The organism is Streptomyces sp. NPDC057249, from assembly GCF_042669245.1.
Lineage (GTDB): Bacteria > Actinomycetota > Actinomycetes > Streptomycetales > Streptomycetaceae > Streptomyces.
Window position 1 is genome coordinate 242499 of the sequence record NZ_JBHUXS010000005.1, and the last position, 17161, is coordinate 259659.

Annotated in this window: 17 protein-coding genes; 9 read left to right on the forward strand and 8 right to left on the reverse strand. The window is 71.7% G+C overall.

What is annotated here, in order from left to right:
• The first annotated feature begins 42 nt into the window (after positions 1-42).
• A complete protein-coding gene (gene mqnC / locus ACFUJY_RS11865) occupies positions 43-1242 on the forward strand; it encodes a cyclic dehypoxanthinyl futalosine synthase (protein ID WP_143620460.1) in 1200 nt (399 codons plus the stop codon).
• A 7-nt stretch (positions 1243-1249) separates the two neighbouring features.
• Positions 1250-1894, forward strand: coding sequence for a hypothetical protein (locus tag ACFUJY_RS11870; RefSeq protein WP_383297832.1), 645 nt, complete (start codon positions 1250-1252; stop codon positions 1892-1894).
• Between the two features lie 3 nt (positions 1895-1897).
• Here the strand turns inward: ACFUJY_RS11870 and ACFUJY_RS11875 are convergent, their stop codons facing one another.
• The 4 genes from ACFUJY_RS11875 to ACFUJY_RS11890 all read right to left on the reverse strand — a co-directional run bounded on the left by ACFUJY_RS11875 (position 1898) and on the right by ACFUJY_RS11890 (position 4962).
• Positions 1898-2572 carry a DUF3152 domain-containing protein gene (locus tag ACFUJY_RS11875; RefSeq protein WP_383297834.1) on the reverse strand — a complete coding sequence of 225 codons (675 nt, stop codon included), beginning with the start codon at positions 2570-2572 and terminating at the stop codon, positions 1898-1900.
• A gap of 113 nt (positions 2573-2685) precedes the next feature.
• The gene (locus ACFUJY_RS11880; RefSeq protein WP_383298082.1) at positions 2686-3474 is read right to left on the reverse strand and encodes a DUF3152 domain-containing protein; all 789 of its coding nucleotides are present in this window, start codon (positions 3472-3474) and stop codon (positions 2686-2688) included.
• A gap of 70 nt (positions 3475-3544) precedes the next feature.
• Complete coding sequence (locus ACFUJY_RS11885) at positions 3545-4441, reverse strand: hypothetical protein (protein WP_383297835.1); 897 nt, start codon at positions 4439-4441, stop codon at positions 3545-3547.
• An 11-nt stretch (positions 4442-4452) separates the two neighbouring features.
• Positions 4453-4962, reverse strand: coding sequence for a SigE family RNA polymerase sigma factor (locus ACFUJY_RS11890; RefSeq protein WP_383297837.1), 510 nt, complete (start codon positions 4960-4962; stop codon positions 4453-4455).
• 129 nt (positions 4963-5091) lie between these two features.
• On the opposite strand from ACFUJY_RS11890, the gene ACFUJY_RS11895 reads away from it, so the two are divergent.
• A complete protein-coding gene (locus tag ACFUJY_RS11895) occupies positions 5092-5787 on the forward strand; it encodes a demethylmenaquinone methyltransferase (RefSeq protein ID WP_383297838.1) in 696 nt (231 codons plus the stop codon).
• Between the two features lie 2 nt (positions 5788-5789).
• Here the strand turns inward: ACFUJY_RS11895 and ACFUJY_RS11900 are convergent, their stop codons facing one another.
• Together ACFUJY_RS11900 and ACFUJY_RS11905 are read right to left on the reverse strand one after the other, a co-directional pair.
• Entirely contained in the window at positions 5790-7241 is a 1452-nt protein-coding gene (locus ACFUJY_RS11900; RefSeq protein ID WP_383297840.1) for a phosphodiester glycosidase family protein, read from the reverse strand.
• A gap of 2 nt (positions 7242-7243) precedes the next feature.
• A complete protein-coding gene (locus tag ACFUJY_RS11905; protein WP_383297842.1) occupies positions 7244-7984 on the reverse strand; it encodes a peptidase inhibitor family I36 protein in 741 nt (246 codons plus the stop codon).
• Between the two features lie 191 nt (positions 7985-8175).
• Here ACFUJY_RS11905 and ACFUJY_RS11910 point away from each other — a divergent pair, with 191 nt between their 5' ends.
• Positions 8176-10587: a zinc ribbon domain-containing protein gene (locus tag ACFUJY_RS11910; RefSeq protein ID WP_383297844.1), complete on the forward strand. Its 2412-nt coding sequence runs from the start codon at positions 8176-8178 to the stop codon at positions 10585-10587.
• Positions 10588-10590: 3 nt separating this feature from the next.
• Here the strand turns inward: ACFUJY_RS11910 and ACFUJY_RS11915 are convergent, their stop codons facing one another.
• Positions 10591-11109, reverse strand: coding sequence for a GNAT family N-acetyltransferase (locus ACFUJY_RS11915; protein ID WP_383297845.1), 519 nt, complete (start codon positions 11107-11109; stop codon positions 10591-10593).
• Between the two features lie 97 nt (positions 11110-11206).
• On the opposite strand from ACFUJY_RS11915, the gene ACFUJY_RS11920 reads away from it, so the two are divergent.
• Positions 11207-12490, forward strand: a complete 1284-nt coding sequence (locus tag ACFUJY_RS11920) for a geranylgeranyl reductase family protein (protein WP_383297847.1) — start codon at positions 11207-11209, stop codon at positions 12488-12490.
• A 108-nt stretch (positions 12491-12598) separates the two neighbouring features.
• Here ACFUJY_RS11920 and ACFUJY_RS11925 read toward each other — a convergent pair whose 3' ends face one another.
• The gene (locus ACFUJY_RS11925; protein WP_383297849.1) at positions 12599-13432 is read right to left on the reverse strand and encodes a C40 family peptidase; all 834 of its coding nucleotides are present in this window, start codon (positions 13430-13432) and stop codon (positions 12599-12601) included.
• A 759-nt stretch (positions 13433-14191) separates the two neighbouring features.
• On the opposite strand from ACFUJY_RS11925, the gene ACFUJY_RS11930 reads away from it, so the two are divergent.
• Genes ACFUJY_RS11930 through ACFUJY_RS11945 form a run of 4 tightly spaced genes read left to right on the forward strand, consistent with a single transcriptional unit; the run spans position 14192 to position 17153 of the window.
• Entirely contained in the window at positions 14192-14551 is a 360-nt protein-coding gene (locus ACFUJY_RS11930) for an NADH-quinone oxidoreductase subunit A (RefSeq protein ID WP_003967084.1), read from the forward strand.
• Positions 14552-14569: 18 nt separating this feature from the next.
• Entirely contained in the window at positions 14570-15124 is a 555-nt protein-coding gene (locus ACFUJY_RS11935; protein WP_073964532.1) for an NADH-quinone oxidoreductase subunit B family protein, read from the forward strand.
• Entirely contained in the window at positions 15121-15831 is a 711-nt protein-coding gene (locus ACFUJY_RS11940) for an NADH-quinone oxidoreductase subunit C (protein WP_383297851.1), read from the forward strand. Before ACFUJY_RS11935 ends, ACFUJY_RS11940 begins: the two co-directional genes overlap by 4 nt.
• Positions 15831-17153 (forward strand): NADH-quinone oxidoreductase subunit D, encoded by a 1323-nt coding sequence (locus ACFUJY_RS11945; RefSeq protein ID WP_018101346.1) that lies wholly within the window; start codon positions 15831-15833, stop codon positions 17151-17153. The genes ACFUJY_RS11940 and ACFUJY_RS11945 overlap by 1 nt, the downstream gene beginning before the upstream one ends.
• The last annotated feature ends 8 nt before the right edge of the window (positions 17154-17161 follow it).

Genomic DNA, 17161 nt, shown 5'->3' on the forward strand with positions numbered 1-17161 from the left:
GGTCCGTAGACCGTTGAAAAACCGCCGAAAGGTGACAGCCCGGTGACCGAGAAGGCCGACCTCCAGCCCATCCTCGACCGAGCCGCCGAAGGCGGCCGGATCACCCCGGAGGAGGCGCTCGACCTCTACCGGTCGGCCCCGCTGCACGCCCTGGGCGCGGCGGCCGACGCCGTGCGCCGACGCCGGTACGCCGGTACGGAGCACATCGCGACGTACATCATCGAGCGCAACATCAACTACACCAACGTGTGCGTCACGGCCTGCAAGTTCTGCGCGTTCTACGCCGCGCCGAAGGACACCGCCAAGGGCTGGTCCCGGGACCTGGACGACATCCTGCGCCGCTGCGCGGAGACCGTCGAGCTGGGCGGGACGCAGATCATGTTCCAGGGCGGCCACCACCCGGACTACGGCGTGGAGTACTACGAGGAGCACTTCTCGGCCATCAAGAAGGCGTTCCCGCAGCTGGTGATCCACTCGCTCGGCGCCTCCGAGATCGAGCACATGGCCCGGATCTCGAAGGTCTCCGCCGAGGAGGCCATCAGCCGTATCCACGCCGCCGGTCTCGACTCCTTCGCGGGCGCCGGCGCCGAGCTGCTGCCGGCCCGGCCGCGCACCGCCATCGCGCCGCTCAAGGAGTCCGGCGAGCGCTGGCTGGAGATCATGGAGATCGCGCACGGCCTGGGCGTCGAGTCCACCTCGACCATGCTGATGGGCACGGGCGAGACGAACGCCGAGCGCATCGAGCACCTGCGCATGATCCGTGACGTGCAGGACCGCACCGGCGGCTTCCGGGCGTTCATCCCGTACACGTACCAGCCGGAGAACAACAAGCTGAAGGGGCAGACGCAGGCCACGCTCTTCGAGTACCTGCGGATGATCGCCATCGCCCGGCTGTTCCTGGACAACGTCGCCCACATCCAGGGCTCCTGGCTCACCACCGGCAAGGAGGTCGGCCAGCTGTCGCTGCACTACGGCGCGGACGACCTCGGCTCGATCATGCTGGAGGAGAACGTCGTCTCCTCGGCCGGTGCCAAGCACCGCTCCAACCGGCTGGAGATCATCGACCTCATCCGCAAGGCGGACCGCGTCCCGGCCCAGCGCTCCACGACGTACGAACACCTCGTCGTGCACGACGACCCGGCGAACGACCCGGTCGACGAGCGCGTCGTCTCGCACATCTCGTCCGTCGCGATCGAGGGCGGCACCGCGCACCCGGAGCTCAAGCTCCTGAGCGCCAACTGACCGCGCCTTGCTGACGATCCACGCCGCCGCCCTGCTCCTGCCGGGCGGCGGCCGCGCACCCGTGCCCGGCGGCGCGGTGGCCGTACGGGACGCCTCGGTCGAGGCGTTCGGGCCGTACGGGGAACTGGCCGCCGCCCACCCCGGCGCCCGCGTCCGGCGCTGGCCGGGCGTCCTGACGCCGGGGCTGGTGCAGCGGGACGCGGTCCGGCTCCTGGACGAGTGGTACTTCCCGGACCCCCGCGAGGCGGACGCGCTGGGCACCGAGCCCCTGACCGGCGCCGCGCTCGACGCGCTGGGCCCCGAGGAGACCTGGCGCGCGGGCAGCGTGCGGCGCGGGCTGCACCGGATGCTCCGGCACGGCACGACGGCGGTGACGGCCGTCCCGGGGACACCGCCCGCCCTGCTGACGGCGGTCCGCCGGTCCGGGCTGACGGTCCTCGGCGCGTCCTCCGCCCGGAGCGGCGGGCCCCGGCTCGACCCGCTGGCCGGGGCCGGAGCGGTGGGCGAGGCGACGGCGGCACCGCTCGCCGCCGGGGGCCGCGCGGACCTCGCCGCCTTCGACGCCCCGGACGAGGCGGCGCTGCTGGCGGCGGGCGCGGCGAGCTGTGTGGCGACGATCGCGGGCGGACGGCTGGTGTACCGGGGGCGGTAGCGGCTACGGCACCGGGGGACCGCCGAGGTAGTGGCCCTCGGAGTCGTACGGCCAGGCGTTGGCGACGCAGCCCTTCAGGCCGTCGATCTGCTGCATCATCGCGGGCGCCGGGCGCCCCTCGCCGGGGCAGGTCTCGTGGCCGTGGCCCAGCCAGTGGCCGACCTCGTGGTTGATGATCAGGGCCCGGTACTCGCCCAGCGGCCCGTCGAACTCGGGCGAACCCGTCTGCCAGCGCTTCAGGTTGACCATCACGACCGTGCCGACCCGGCAGTTGACCTCGCCGTGCGTGTCGAGCCCGCTCTCGCCGCAGACGCGGTCGGTGGTCTCCGGGGTCGCGATCCGGATGACCAGCCCCGCCCGGCCCCGCGCCACCTGGCGGAACCTGTGCTCACCGTGGTGCGACCAGCCCCGGGGCGCGGCCAGGATGCGGGCGACGACGGCGGCGGCCCGGTCCGCGTCGAGCCCGGAGCCGTCCTCCACCTCCACCCGGTAGGCGCTCCCCTTCCCGCTGTCGGTGGCGGCGGCGCGGGCCACGGTGAAGGCGGCGGGTGCGGGCCCGCGCGCGTCGTTCCAGCGGAGTCCGGCGACGGCGGCCGCCGCGAGTACGACGGGGACGACAGCCCATGCGAGCAGCCTGTTCCGGCCGCTCTCCCCCCGGCGCCCATTCCTTCCGGGCATCCGTAACCCTCCCCAGCGATCGGCGATCCGTCCCCCGCTGTAGGACCGGTGATCGGGGTGATTGGTTCAGTCCACATCCACATCGAGTCGTGGAGGGGCCGCCCGGAGAATCGTTACGGCACCGAGGGTCCGCCCAGGTACGTCCCGTTTTCGTCGTACGGCCAGGCGTTGGCGACGCACCCCTTGAGCCCGTAGATCTGCTGCATCATCGCGGGGGCGGGGCGGCCCGCGCCGGGGCAGGTCTCGTGGCCGTGGCCGAGCCAGTGGCCGACCTCGTGGTTGATGATCAGGGCCCGGTAGTCGTTCAGCGGGCCGTCGAACTCGGGCGAACCGGTCTGCCAGCGCTTGAGGTTGACCATCACCTTCTCACCGATCCGGCAGTTCACCTCGCCGTGTGTGTTCATCCCGCCCTGCCCGCAGATCCGGTCCGTGGTGGCCGCCGTCGCGATGCGGACGACCAGCCCGGCCGGGCCCGAGGCCACCCGGTGGAACGTGCGCTTCCCGCCCTGCCCCCAGCCGCGCGGTGCGGCGAGGATGCCGGCGATCCGGTCGGCGGCCTCCTCCGGGTCGACGCCCGAGCCGTCCTCGACCTCGACGCGGTACGCGTACTGCCCGGACGACGACGCGTCGGCGCGGGCGACCGTGAAGGTGCCGGGGCCGGAGGCGGGGACGCGCACCCGGGTGGGGCTGGGGGAGGGGGACGGGGAGGCGGACGGCGAGCGGGACGGCTTCGGGCTCCGGCCGCCCTTCGCGGACGGCGTGGCCGAGGCGGGGGACGCGGCGGCGGCCGACGGGGTACGCGCGGCGGCGGACGCCGGGGACCCCTCGCCGCCCGCCCAGCGGGGTGCGAGGAGCACCACGACGCCGATCAGCGCCGCCGGTACGGCGACGGCGGCCACTATCCGTACGCGGCTGCGCCGCGCCCGTCTCGCGCGCCGGCGCCCGCCTCCGCCGTGCCGCCCCCGCCTGCTCTCAGCCCCCACGGACAGACCCCTCCCTGGCTTCCATCGGACGTGCGTCCGCGTAAGCGACCAATTCCATGAACCGCGCGTCCCGGGCGACGACCAGCAGGTCGTCGGCGGTGACCGGCGCCGACACCATCGCGTCGGTGTCGCCCCCCACGGCGAGCGTGACGCGGCTGTGCCCGTACGTGAAGCGGACGGTGACGCTGGTGACCGTCTTGCCCCCCTCGGCGTTTCCGGCCGCCGTGATCGCCTGGGCCATCATGCCCCCTGGCAGTGACACCTCGTCGCACCGGAGGTGCTTCACCGCGACATCGAGACAGGCCCGGTCGGCCCGGGCCGCCTTGCCCGTGGCCAGCGGGCGGACCGAGAAGGAGAGGGGGAAGGCAGGGCCGCCGTCCGCCCCGCCCTGGTACCGGTTGACGGCGATGTCGACCGGACGGACCGGGCCGAGCGCCTCGGGCAGCAGGGATTCCAGCACCGCCGCCGCCTCGTTCTGGAAGCCCCGCTGCCGCGAGGACTCGCGCTCCGGCAGGTCCGCCATGGAGGACTCGCCGGGGCTCGGCTCGACGTGCACGGGGGCGCGGACGGGCACGGGCGCGGACGTGGGCGTGGGGACCGGCGAGGTCTGCGAGGCGGCCGACCAGCCGCGTGCCGGCTCCCCGTCGCCGCCCCACACCGGCAGGGCGGCGCCGAAGAGCCCCAGGCCGACGATCGCGAGCGCCGTCGCGCCGACGGCGGCCCGGGCCCGGACCCGGCGGCGGCGCCCCTCGGCCCGGGCGCCGGGGACCAGATCGGGCAGTGGCGGCGCCCCGTCGGTGGCCCGCTCCATGGCGGTCCGGACGAGCAGCTCGTCGTCGTCCCGGCCGGGCCCGTCGCCCGGAGCGGTGTCCATGAACACGTACACGGTGTGACTCCTCAGCTTCGGGCGGTGTAGAGGTGCGCGTCGCCCAGGCGGGCGCGCAGCGTGGCCAGCGAGCGCGAGCACTGGCTCTTGACGGTGGACGGGCTGCACCGCAGCAGGTCGGCGACGGTGTCCACGCTCAGGTCCTCCCAGTAGCGCAGGACGACCATCGCCCGGGCGCGGGGCGGCAGTTCGGCGAGGGCGGCGAGCAGGGTGACGGTGAGCTCGGGGCCCACCGCCGGGGCGGGCGCGGCGATCGGCGTGTGGGCGAGGAGGTCGCGCAGCCGGCGGCGCCGCTCGGCGATGTAGGTGCGGGTGAGCACGGTCCGGGCGTAGGCGTCCGGGTGGTCGGCGGCGCGGACCCGGTGCCAGTGCTGGAACAGCTTGGCCAGCGTCGTCTGGGTCAGGTCGCGCGCGGCGTCGGCGTCACCGCAGAGCAGGTACGCGGTGCGGTAGAGCCGGTGCTGACCGGCGCGGGCGAACTCCTCGAAGCCGTCGGCACCCCGGGTGGCTCCCGTGAACATCTGCCCCCTCCCCCCCTCGAAGGTCTCTCCCTGACTACTGAGTGCCGCCGGACGGAAAAGGTTGAAGCGGATTTCCGCCGGGGGCGTCCGCCGCCGGCCGGCACGGGGCGGGCTGCTTGAATGGGGTGCGTGACCCGAGCCTCCCTGGACAAGCAGCCGCACGAAGTCGCCTCGATGTTCGACGACGTGGCGGCGAACTACGACCTGACCAACGACGTGCTCTCGCTCGGCCAGGACCGGCTGTGGCGCAAGGAGGTCGCCAAGGCGGTGAACGCCCGGCCCGCCGAGAAGGTCCTCGACCTGGCGGCCGGCACGGCGACGTCCTCGCTGCCGTTCGCCGCGACCGGCGCGTACGTCGTGCCGTGCGACTTCTCCATCGGCATGCTCCGCGAGGGCAAGAAGCGCCACGCCTGGCTGCCCTTCACCGCCGGCGACGCCACGAAACTCCCGTTCCGTGACGAGACCTTCGACGCGGTGACCATCTCCTTCGGCCTGCGCAACGTCCAGGACACGGACACGGCGCTGCGCGAGCTGCACCGGGTCACCAAGCCGGGCGGCCGGGTCGTCATCTGCGAGTTCTCCCAGCCCGTCTGGACCCCGTTCCGCACGGTCTACATCGAGTACCTGATGCGCGCCCTGCCCCCGGTCGCCCGCGCGGTCTCCTCCAACCCCGACGCCTACGTCTACCTTGCCGAGTCCATCCGCGCCTGGCCCGACCAGGCCGGCCTGGCGAAGAAGCTCCAGCAGGCCGGCTGGTCCCAGGTCGCCTGGCGCAACCTGACGGGCGGCGTGGTGGCCCTGCACCGGGGTGTCAGGGCCGCCTGACGCTACCGGGCGTACATGCCGTAGCCGCCGACCCCGGTGTACACCGAGTCGGCGACGCGCCGGTGGACGTACTTCGGCCCGGCGGGGTCCTTGCCCCTGTCGGTCGGCGGTGTCTGCGCCGTCGTCCCCGTGATGAGCGTCGTGGACCCGCCGCCGTCGAGGTTGAGTACGTCGACCAGCGCCAGCTCCGCCGATTCCAGCAGCCGGGCGAACGCGCGGAGCGAGTCCCCGTCCTCGTGGGTGGTCGAGGGACTGTCCTGAAGCTGCCCGGCGAGGGTGATGAAGACCGGGTGGCCCTTGGTGTTCGTACCCAGGGCCGTCCGGGAGTCGGTGCAGATCGAGGTCGTGCCGTCGGCACCGGTCACCCGGCCGTTGCACGAGTCGGGCAGCTCGGCCGGGACCCGGTTGGTGCGCAGCAGCTGGTGGAACGAGCCGACGACGTCGACCGACGCGTCCAGGGGTATGTCCCGGTCGAGTGTCACGTCGTGGAGCTTCTGGTCGACGGACACGTGGTCGTCGCGGGTGAGATGGGTGCGCAGCCAGTCCGCCCCGGTGCCCACCCCTTGCAGAATCCGGCCCCCGTCGGGGACGTGGACCTGCTCGGCCGCCGTCCGGCCGCCCCGGCCCTCCCGGGCGTCGGTGACGACGCCGTGCGCGTCGAGGACGACCTCGAAGCCGGGGTCGTCGTCCGTCGTGATCCTCGGGTCGATCCCCGGCTTGGGCACGGGGATGCCGTAGTCGTCGGTGAACAGGACGATCTCGTCCGGGTCGGTGTACAGCGCCTTCTGGTCCGGTACCGCCGTGTCCTCGGCGTCCCGGGCGCAGCCCCGGCTGCGGCCGGGATCGCGATTGACGTCGTCGATCCGTACGGTCGCGCCGGACGCGGTGGTCAGCTTCATGTCCGTACGGAGCTTGGTGATGTACGGGATGCCGTACTGGAGCACCACCCCGTTGCTGCCGGCCCCGTTCATCCAGCAGCTGGAGCTGTGCAGGACGCCGTCGGTGACCGAGACGCCCTTGTGCGCGAGCGTGGTGCCGTCGGCGCCGGCCGGGAGTACGAGGTCGGGGTGGGCGGGCTCGCCGTCGAACAGGCCGCCGTTGACCCCCGCGTAGGGGTGGCGGGCGGCGACCGTCGAGACTCCGGCGAGCTGGTCGGCGACCGTCTCGGGCAGTCCGTCGGCCGGGCCGACGACGCTCTCCAGGGTGAGCGCGGAGGCGGTCGGGTCGATCTCGACCAAGTTCAGGACGCGGCCCAGCGTCCGGTTCTCGGGCACGCGCTCGGTGTACCGGGTCAGCGTGACTCCGGTCGTGATCTTCGTCTGGGGCTGCTCGTCCCAGTTGGCGGCCAGCGGGCTCGTCGGCGCGTCGGCGGCCGGTGCGCCGGGAGCGGTGAGGACGAGGGCGCTCAGGGCCGCCGCCACCGTCGCCCAGGTGCGGGTGAGGGATCTGCTCATGACTACTGGCACTCCGAGGTTCCGTTGACGAGCTCGTGCGAGCGGAAGGTTCCGGCGAAGGGCGCTGGGACGGTGGTGCTGTCGCCCTTCAGCACGACGTAGGCGCCGTACTCGGTGGCCGGAGCGGCCGGGTCGGTCCAGGTGCCGGTGAACTTTTCGGTCGGGTAGAAGCAGACATGGCGTGCGGTGCGGTTCCACACGGAGACGGGTGCCACCTCGGCGCCGTACGCGTTGCCGTAGTTCTTCGTGGCCGGGTCGGTCACGGGCATGTGCACCGTCATCCGGCCGCGCCCCGCCGCCTCGGTGAAGGTGCAGACGCGGTTGTCGGGGCAGCGCTCGAATCCGGTGAAGCAGTGGGCCCGGGAGGGGACCAGTTTGTGGGAACTGATCTTGCCGGCGAACCGGGGGTCGCCCCCGTACTCGTCGTCATTGCCGGGCTTGATCGTCTGGAGCAGCCCGCCGAAGTCGGTGTCCACGTACACGCAGGCCCAGTAGGGGGTGTTGTTCTGCGCGGAGAGTGTCGTGTCGTCCCAGGAAGCGTCGTAACGCGTCCCGTCGTCCTGCACGGTGAACGTACGCTTCGTGCCGCCGCCCTCCGACGCGCTGTACAGACAGAGCTGTCCGGCCGGGCAGTCGTCGAACGCCTCGGCGTTCGCCGGGAGTACGAAGAACGTGGAGCACAACAGGGCGAGGGCTGCGGCTATCAGGGAGCCGCGCACCGTGATGAGTTTCTTGATGGTCACGGCAGATCATCGCACCACCCCACGAACGACAAGGGCACGGGACTGCGCGGTGAACGCGCGAAAGCGGTCGCCGGTATTCCGAGTTGACGGGAACCGGTGGACGGGGAAGATGTGTCCGTTGATACGGCACGCGTCTTCCCCGTTTCCGTGTGTCACCGTCTCGCCCGTCCCCGGCCCGTTGCGGAGCTCTCATGCCCTCGTACTGCCCGTTCTGTGGAACCCAGGCGCCCGACGAGGCGCGCTTCTGCATGAAGTGCGGGCGGGAACGCCCCGCCGCGCCCGCCGCGCCCCCGCAGCCCGCCGCCCCGCCGCCGCCGGCCGGGGCGCCGCCCGTCGAACCGCCCGCGGTGCCCGCCTACATGACGCGGCCCGCCGCCCCGCCGCCCGGGTACGCGCCGGCGCCGGCCGGGCCCTCGCCGGCCGGGATCTTCTTCGGGCGGGTGATGCGCGGGGACTGGGCGGGCTCGCTGAAGGCGGCCGTCTGGCCGACCGGGCTGATCATCGGGCTCGCCGTGGCGCTCGCCATCCCGGACTACGGGCAGGGGGACGACGTCGTCGTCGGGTGGAGCGACCGGCTGCGGATCGCGCTCGCGATGCTGCTCCAGGCGTTCGGCGGCGGCTTCGAGGTCCAGGCCGTCCTGCCGGGCGGCGGCGGATACGGGGGCGCTTCGCCGTACGGGGACACGTACGGCGACTTCGATCCGGGCGGGCAGAGCCAGACGTCGCTCTCGCTGATCCCGCTCACCGTCACCGTCCTGTGGATCGGCGCCCTCGTCCTCGGCGCCAGGGCCGTCCGCCGACAGGGCGGCGGGCTCGACGCGGCGGTCCGGATCAGCGTCGTGGCCACCGCCGCGGTCCTGGTGCTCGGGCTCTACGCCCAGCCGGAGATCGAGAACTACTCGCTCCACTCCTCGCCGGTCCTCGCGGCGCTCGGCGCCCTCGCCCTCGCGCTCGTCACCACCTGCGCCGTCCTGCAACGCGACGTCGCGGCCGCCTGGCTGGCCCAGCGGCCGGGCACGCAGAGCTTCGTACGCGCGGCCGGGACCGCCGTCCGCGCGCTCGGCGCCGTCCTCCTGCTCTGCGGCCTGATCGGCTACATCACGTACGCCACCCTGGACGACGTCGACGGCACGGCCCTGCTGATGGCCCTGCCGCTGCTGCCCAACATCGCGCTGATGGTGCTCTCGGTGAGCTGGGGCGGCTCCGTCGAGTACGACATGCAGGGCCGGGCGGACCTCATCGGCCCCGGTGCGGAGCACGGCTCCTTCGGGCTCGGTGAGCTGAGCGACGCGGCCAACGACTGGGCCCTCGTCGGCGCGCTCGCCGCCGGCGTCGTCTGCGCGCTCATCGTCGGGCTGCTCGCCGGCCGGCGCTCCGCCGACCGGCGCGAACAGGTCACCGCCGGCGGCCTGTTCCTGCTCGGCTTCCTCGCGCTCACCGCGATGAGCGGCCTGTCCGCCGAGTTCTCCGGCAACGTCGCCGACATCGGCGGCTCGGGCACCCTGGAGGTCTCGCCCAGCGTCGCCGACGCGCTGCTGTTCGGGCTGCTGTGGGTCGGCGGCGCGGTGCTCGTCGCGCCCTACCTGGCGCGGATGGCGGGCGGCGGCGGACCGGGCGGCGGCTCCCCGGCCCACCCGGCCCCGCCGAGCCCCTACGGCCCGCAGAACCCGGGCCCGCACGTCCCCGGCCCGTACACCCCGGCCCCCGGCCCGTACACCCCCGCCCCCGGCCAGACCCCGCCCCCCGGCGCGTACGCCCCGAAGCCCGGGCCGCAGGGGCCGGGCCCGTACCCCCCGCCCGCGCAGACCACGGCCGCCGAGGCCGCCGCACCCGCACCCGTGCCGGCCGCGGAGCCGCCCACCAGCACCCTGCCCGGCCCGTACGTCCCCGCCCCGGCCCCCGCGCAGCCTCGCGCGCCCCGGCGCCGGCGGGCCGTCCTCGTCTGGGGCGCCACGCTCGCCGCCGCCCTGGTCCTCGGCGGCGGGGCCACCGCGGGCACCCTCGCCCTGATGGACCGCCACGACGACGGACCGGGCACCTCGGAGAACGGCGAGGACAAGGGCCGCGACCGGGCGACGCCCGCCCAGGACCGGACGAGCGAGGCCCCCTCCCCGGCGGCCACCGCCACCACCGGCCCGGCCGGACCCGTCGTCCCGGACGGCTACCGCCGCGTCGCCGACACGGCCGGCTTCTCGCTCGCCGTGCCGGACGACTGGGAGCGGCAGAGCGAGGAGAACCACCAGGTCACGTACGCCGGGTCGGCGGGCGACACCGGCCTGCTCAAGGTGGGGGTCGTCGCGGACGCCCCGTACACCTCGTACGAGAACTTCAAGGCCCTGGAGAAGACCGCGTCGGCCAACCAGCGGAACTACCAGCAGGTCCAGCTGTCGGCCAACACCTTCCAGGGCCGCCCGGGCGCCCGGTGGGAGTACACCTACGAGGACCGGAGCGGGGTGCCCATCCACGCGATCGACCAGAGCTACATCGCCGAGGACGGCACCGAGTACGCCGTCTACGTCACCGAACGGGACGTGGACTGGGTGGGTGCCCGGGAGGTCTTCGACACCGCCCTGTCCACCTGGATGCTCAACGACGTCGACTGACCGTCAAAGCTCCAGCCGGAAGCACCGCACCTCCTGGCCCGGCAGCGACGTCGTGAAGGTCTCGGCCGGCTCCATGCCGAGCCGCCGGGCCACCGCGGCCGACCGCTCATTGAGCACGTCGACCGCCGCCACCACCCGTTCCACCCCCGCCGCGCGCAGCCGCTCCAGCGTGAGGCGTGCGGCGGCCGTCGCGTATCCCAGTCCCCAGGCCGGCCGGGCCAGCCGCCAGCCGATCTCGGTCTCGCCCACCGGTCCGTACGCCGTCGGCCCCCACGGCTGCGCGCCGGTGAAGCCGACGACCCGCCCCTCCCGGTCGAGCACGGTCCACAGGCAGTACCCGAGTTCGGCGTCGTGTCTGCGCTGCCGCGCGGTCCACTCCTCGTACATCGACAGCTCCTCCGGCCGCCCGCCGAAGAACCGCATCACCTCCGGGTCGTCGAAGGCCCGGTGCCAGGCGACGGCGTCCTCGTCGGTCGGGACACGCAGCTGTACGACGGGGGGAGCGGCAGGCGCGATTGACATGAGGCAGCCCTTCGGAGGGTTGATCGGCAGGCCCCCATAGACTGCCTTGGACCTGTGCCGCGCGGCACGCGAATTCGAGTCTTCGGGAGAACCGACCGTGACCGAACCCCTGTCCGAACACAGCGCGGACGTCATCGTCGTCGGGGCGGGCCCCGCCGGCTCCACGACCGCGTACTACCTGGCCAAGGCCGGACTCGACGTCCTCCTCCTGGAGAAGACCGCGTTCCCGCGCGAGAAGGTCTGCGGCGACGGCCTCACCCCGCGTGCCACCAAGCAGCTCGTGGCCATGGGCATCGACATCTCCGAAGAGGCGGGCTGGCTGCGCAACAAGGGCCTGCGCATCATCGGCGGCGGCGTCCGGCTCCAGCTGGACTGGCCGGATCTCGCCTCCTACCCGGACTACGGACTCGTCCGCAAGCGCGACGACTTCGACGAGCAGCTGGCCCGGAACGCGCAGAAGGCCGGTGCCCGGCTGTACGAGCGGTGCAACGTCGGCGCCCCGGTCACCGACGAGCGCACCGGCCGGATCACCGGGGTGCACGCCAAGCTCGGCGAGGAGAAGACCCCGGTCACCTTCCACGCCCCGCTCGTGGTCGCCGCCGACGGCAACTCCACCCGGCTCTCCCTCGCGATGGGCCTGCACCGCCGCGAGGACCGCCCGATGGGCGTCGCCGTGCGGACGTACTTCACCTCGCCCCGGCACGACGACGACTACCTGGAGTCCTGGCTGGAGCTGTGGGACCGGCGCGGCCCCCAGGAGAAGCTGCTGCCCGGCTACGGCTGGATCTTCGGCATGGGCGACGGCACCTCCAACGTCGGCCTCGGCATCCTCAACTCCTCGTCCGCGTTCAAGGAGCTGGACTGGCGCGAGGTCCTGAAGGCGTGGTGCGCGTCCATGCCGGAGGACTGGGGGTACACCCCGGAGAACATGACGATGCCGATCCGGGGCGCCGCCCTGCCGATGGCCTTCAACCGCCAGCCGCACTACACCAAGGGCCTGCTGCTCGTCGGTGACGCGGGCGGCATGGTCAACCCGTTCAACGGTGAGGGCATCGCGTACGCCATGGAGTCGGGCCAGATCGCGGCCGACGTCATCGTCCAGGCGCACGCCCGCGCGACCCCGGCCCAGCGGGAGCTGGCGCTGAACAACTACCCGAAGGTGCTCAAGGAGACCTACGGCGGCTACTACACGATGGGCCGCGCCTTCGTGAAGCTGATCGGCAATCCGAAGGTCATGAAGGTGGCGACCCAGCGCGGCCTGACGCACCCGCTGCTGATGAAGTTCACGCTGAAGATGCTCGCCAACCTCACCGACCCGACCGGAGGCGACGCGATGGACCGCGTCATCAACGGGCTGGCGAAGGTGGCGCCGCGCTCGTAGCGCCCGTTCACAAACGAAGGAGCCGTCGCTCCCGAGCGGGGGAGTGACGGCTCCTTCGTGTGCGTGACGTGCGGATCACGCTTGTGAATCCGTGAACGCGGACGGGGCCTAGAGGACGCGGACCGCGCCGGTCGGCATGTCGTAGTCCAGCGAGCGCTGCACGACGCCGGTGAAGGAGTTCTGCGCACCGACGAACTGGCCGCCGCCCACGTAGATCCCGACGTGGTACGCGCTGCCCGCGCCGCCCCAGTACAGGATGTCGCCGGGCTGGAGGTTGCTCAGCGAGACCTGGGTGCCGGCGGTCGACTGGCTCTGCGAGACGCGCGGCAGGTCGACGCCCACCGTGCGGAACGCGGCCTGGACCAGGCCCGAGCAGTCCCACGAGTTCGGGCCGGTGCCGCCGGACACGTACGCGTCGCCGACCTGCGCCCGGGCGAACGCGACGACGGACGCGGCGGAGCCGGTGGCGTTGGAGGAGTACGAGGTCGTGGCGGCGCTGGTGGAGCCGGACGACGAGGAACCGGTGTTCTGCTGGAGCGTGGTGCGCGCGGAGTCGCGGGAGGCGCGCTCGGCGGCCTCCGCCTTGGCCTTGGCGGCTGCCGCGGCCTTCTTCTTCGCCTCGGCCTTGCGGACGGCCTCGGCCTTGGCCTTCTTGGCGTCCTTGGCGGCGCTGCTGGCCGCCGCGTCCTCCTGGGCCTGCGTCTCCAGGTCCAGGGCGACCTGCTGCGTCGCCTCGGCGGAGGCGGCGACGGTGGTGGAGAGTCCCGCCGTGATGGTGGGCATCTCGATCGTCTGGGTCACCGGTTCGGCCTGGGCCGGGCCCGCGGCACCCGCGACCGCGATGGTGCTGAGGACGCCACCGGCAACTCCGGCACGCAGCGCCGTCGTCGAGGCGTTCCGGCGGGGCTTCCGGTGGCTGGGTATGAGAGCGGTGTGGGACATGGGTACTAGCGCTATCAGGGCGTGCGGGGTCCCATCAAGAAACGTGTGTTGCGACACAGTTACGTCCGGAATCTGTGAATCCGCTTTCTGAGGGCCTTTATTGACGCCGTAACGGGCAAATCGGGCAGTCGTGATCATGGCTGTGATCATGGGTTATCTGCAATACGCCCGAATTGCCCGCCGCTTACCACCCGTTCACACAGTTGGCCAAGTCCGCTTCTATAACGGCTGATGTGGAGTGACGCAGCTCACAGCATGGTCCTGCTGTGACGGGCATACGCGGCTCCGGCACGGGAAGCGGCGGTCCGCGTCCACTTCATTCCGTGTGAACCCCCGCGCGAGTGACCCCGGTCCGGCCCGCACCTTCGGTCACCCCGACCCGGCCTTCGCGGTCCCAGAGTGGGGCAGATCCCTTTATCACCCCATCGTGTCCATCGCCAATTTTGCGCGCAGCGCCGCGGCTTGATAGTGCGACACCCCTTTGACCAGCGACGACGGCAGGAGATGTCACCTCTCGTGATCACTCGGCCGCTTCGTGTACGAAGATCACCGCTCATCCGACTTCATGATCGTTCGTCAGGTGGTGGAGATCACAAAGACGTTGGTGACCCCCGTGTCGCAGATCACAGGACGGCGGGCATAGGATGCGGGGCAGTCGGGCTTGTGAACTGCCTCACATGTGCACGATCTTGGTGAGGCGGGGAGCCGGTTCGCCCGATGCGGTCCAACGGTCAAGGACGACTGGAAGGAGCGAGGAGCGTGAATGCCTACGCGCCCATCCTCGTGCTCGGCGCCCTCGGGGCAGGGTTTGCGATCTTCTCCGTGGTCATGGCCACGCTTATCGGCCCCAAGCGGTACAACCGGGCAAAGCTCGAAGCGTACGAGTGCGGTATCGAACCGACACCCACGCCGGCCGGAGGCGGCCGCTTTCCCATCAAGTACTACCTGACGGCGATGCTCTTCATCGTCTTCGACATCGAGATCGTCTTCCTCTATCCCTGGGCGGTCAGCTTCGACGCCCTGGGGATCTTCGGGCTCGTGGAGATGCTGCTCTTCGTGCTCACCGTCTTCGTCGCCTACGCGTATGTGTGGCGGCGCGGCGGTCTGGAATGGGACTGAGGGGCTGAGGGGCACACCATGGGACTCGAAGAGAAGCTGCCGAGCGGCTTCGTTCTGACCACCGTCGAGCAGGCGGCCGGCTGGGTGCGGAAGTCCTCCGTCTTCCCGGCGACCTTCGGCCTCGCCTGTTGCGCCATCGAGATGATGACCACCGGGGCGGGCCGCTACGACCTGGCCCGCTTCGGCATGGAGGTCTTCCGCGGCTCGCCGCGGCAGGCGGACCTGATGATCGTGGCCGGGCGGGTGAGCCAGAAGATGGCGCCCGTCCTGCGGCAGGTCTACGACCAGATGCCGAACCCCAAGTGGGTCATCTCCATGGGCGTTTGCGCATCATCGGGCGGAATGTTCAACAATTACGCCATTGTTCAGGGTGTTGATCACATTGTCCCGGTTGATATTTATTTGCCGGGCTGCCCACCGCGGCCCGAGATGCTGATGGACGCGATCCTCAAGCTGCACCAGAAGATCCAGGGCTCCAAGCTCGGGGTCAACGCCGAGGAGGCCGCCCGCGAGGCGGAGGAAGCGGCGCTCAACGCCCTGCCCCTCATCGAGATGAAGGGGCTCCTGCGATGAGCGACGAGCTGAACGGCTCCGCCGTCCCCGCCCCGCGCGACGAGCACGGCGAGGTCATCGGCGTACGGAAGGGGATGTTCGGCGCCAACAACGGCGGCGACACCTCCGGATACGGCGGCCTCATCCGTACCGTCGCCCTCCCCGGCGCCTCCTCCCGCCCCTACGGCGGCTGGTTCGACGAAGTCGCCGACGAGCTCGAAGGCGCCCTGGAGGAGCAGGACCTCCTCCCGGAGAACGCCATCGAGAAGACGGTGGTCGACCGGGACGAACTCACCTTCCACATCGCCCGCGAGCACCTGGTCACCGTCGCCAGGACCCTGCGCGACGACCCGGCGCTCCGCTTCGAGCTGTGCACCGGCGTCAGCGGCGTCCACTTCCCCGGCGACAAGGGCCGCGAGCTGCACGCGGTCTACCACCTGCGCTCGATCACCCACGGCCGGCTGATCCGGCTTGAGGTCTCCACCCCGGACGACGACCGCCACCTGCCGTCCCTCGTCCCGGTCTACCCGACCAACGACTGGCACGAGCGCGAGGCGTACGACTTCTTCGGGCTCGTCTTCGGCGGGCACCCCGCCCTCACCCGGATCATGATGCCGGACGACTGGCAGGGCTTCCCGCAACGCAAGGACTACCCCCTCGGCGGCATCGCCGTCGAGTACAAGGGCGCCCAGATCCCGGCTCCGGACCAGCGGAGGTCGTACTCCTGATGACCACTCCCCACGCAACGCCTCGCGCCACCACGGAAGGGACCGTATATACGGTCACCGGCGGCGACTGGGACGAGATCGTCGAGAACGCCGCCGCCTCCGACGACGAGCGCATCATCGTCAACATGGGCCCGCAGCACCCGTCCACGCACGGCGTGCTCCGGCTCATCCTGGAGATCGACGGCGAGACCGTGACCGAGGCCCGCTGCGGCATCGGCTACCTCCACACCGGCATCGAGAAGAACCTCGAATTCCGCAGCTGGACGCAGGGCACCACCTTCGTCACGCGCATGGACTACCTGACGCCGTTCTTCAACGAGACGGCGTACTGCCTCGGCGTCGAGAAGCTGCTCGGCATCGAGGACCAGATCCCCGACCGGGCCACCGTCCTGCGCGTGCTCCTGATGGAGCTCAACCGGCTCTCCTCGCACCTGGTGTGCATCGCCACCGGCGGCATGGAGCTCGGCGCCACCACGATCATGATCTACGGCTTCCGCGACCGGGAGCTGGTGCTCGACCTCTTCGAGCTGATCACCGGGCTCCGCATGAACCACGCGTTCATCCGCCCCGGCGGCCTCGCCCAGGACCTGCCCCCGGGCGCGGTCGACCAGCTGCGCGAGTTCGTGAAGACCATGAAGAAGAACCTGCCGGAGTACGACGCGCTCGCCACCGGCAACCCCATCTTCAAGGCCCGCATGCAGGACGTCGGTTACCTCGACCTCACCGGCTGCATGGCCCTCGGCGCCACCGGCCCGATCCTGCGCTCGGCGGGCCTCCCGCACGACCTGCGCAAGACCGACCCGTACTGCGGCTACGAGACCTACGACTTCGAGGTCCCCACCGCCGACAGCTGCGACGCCTACGGCCGCTTCCTCATCCGCCTGGAGGAGATGCGCCAGTCGCTGCGGATCATCGAGCAGTGCATCGACCGGCTCGAACCCGGACCGGTCATGGTCGCCGACAAGAAGATCGCCTGGCCCGCGCAGCTCGCTCTCGGCCCGGACGGCCTGGGCAACTCGCTGGACCACATCAAGAAGATCATGGGCACCTCCATGGAGGCCCTGATCCACCACTTCAAGCTGGTGACCGAGGGCTTCCGGGTCCCCGTCGGACAGGCGTACACCGCCGTCGAGTCCCCCAAGGGCGAACTCGGCGTGCACGTCGTCTCGGACGGCGGAACCCGCCCCTACCGGGTCCACTTCCGCGACCCGTCCTTCACCAACCTCCAGGCCATGGCGGCGATGTGCGAGGGCGGCCAGGTCGCCGACGTCATCGTCGCCGTCGCATCCATCGACCCCGTGATGGGAGGCGTCGACCGGTGACCGAAGCA

What these genes read in the sequence shown, in the direction of transcription:
- ACFUJY_RS11940 (WP_383297851.1), top strand. Translation starts at nt 15,121, where the DNA reads ATGAGCGACGAGCTGAACGGCTCCGCCGTCCCCGCCCCGCGCGACGAG.
- ACFUJY_RS11935 (WP_073964532.1), top strand. Translation starts at nt 14,570, where the DNA reads ATGGGACTCGAAGAGAAGCTGCCGAGCGGCTTCGTTCTGACCACCGTC.
- ACFUJY_RS11925 (WP_383297849.1), bottom strand. Translation starts at nt 13,432, where the DNA reads ATGTCCCACACCGCTCTCATACCCAGCCACCGGAAGCCCCGCCGGAAC.
- ACFUJY_RS11910 (WP_383297844.1), top strand. Translation starts at nt 8,176, where the DNA reads ATGCCCTCGTACTGCCCGTTCTGTGGAACCCAGGCGCCCGACGAGGCG.
- ACFUJY_RS11945 (WP_018101346.1), top strand. Translation starts at nt 15,831, where the DNA reads ATGACCACTCCCCACGCAACGCCTCGCGCCACCACGGAAGGGACCGTA.
- ACFUJY_RS11900 (WP_383297840.1), bottom strand. Translation starts at nt 7,241, where the DNA reads ATGAGCAGATCCCTCACCCGCACCTGGGCGACGGTGGCGGCGGCCCTG.
- ACFUJY_RS11915 (WP_383297845.1), bottom strand. Translation starts at nt 11,109, where the DNA reads ATGTCAATCGCGCCTGCCGCTCCCCCCGTCGTACAGCTGCGTGTCCCG.
- ACFUJY_RS11890 (WP_383297837.1), bottom strand. Translation starts at nt 4,962, where the DNA reads ATGTTCACGGGAGCCACCCGGGGTGCCGACGGCTTCGAGGAGTTCGCC.
- ACFUJY_RS11875 (WP_383297834.1), bottom strand. Translation starts at nt 2,572, where the DNA reads ATGCCCGGAAGGAATGGGCGCCGGGGGGAGAGCGGCCGGAACAGGCTG.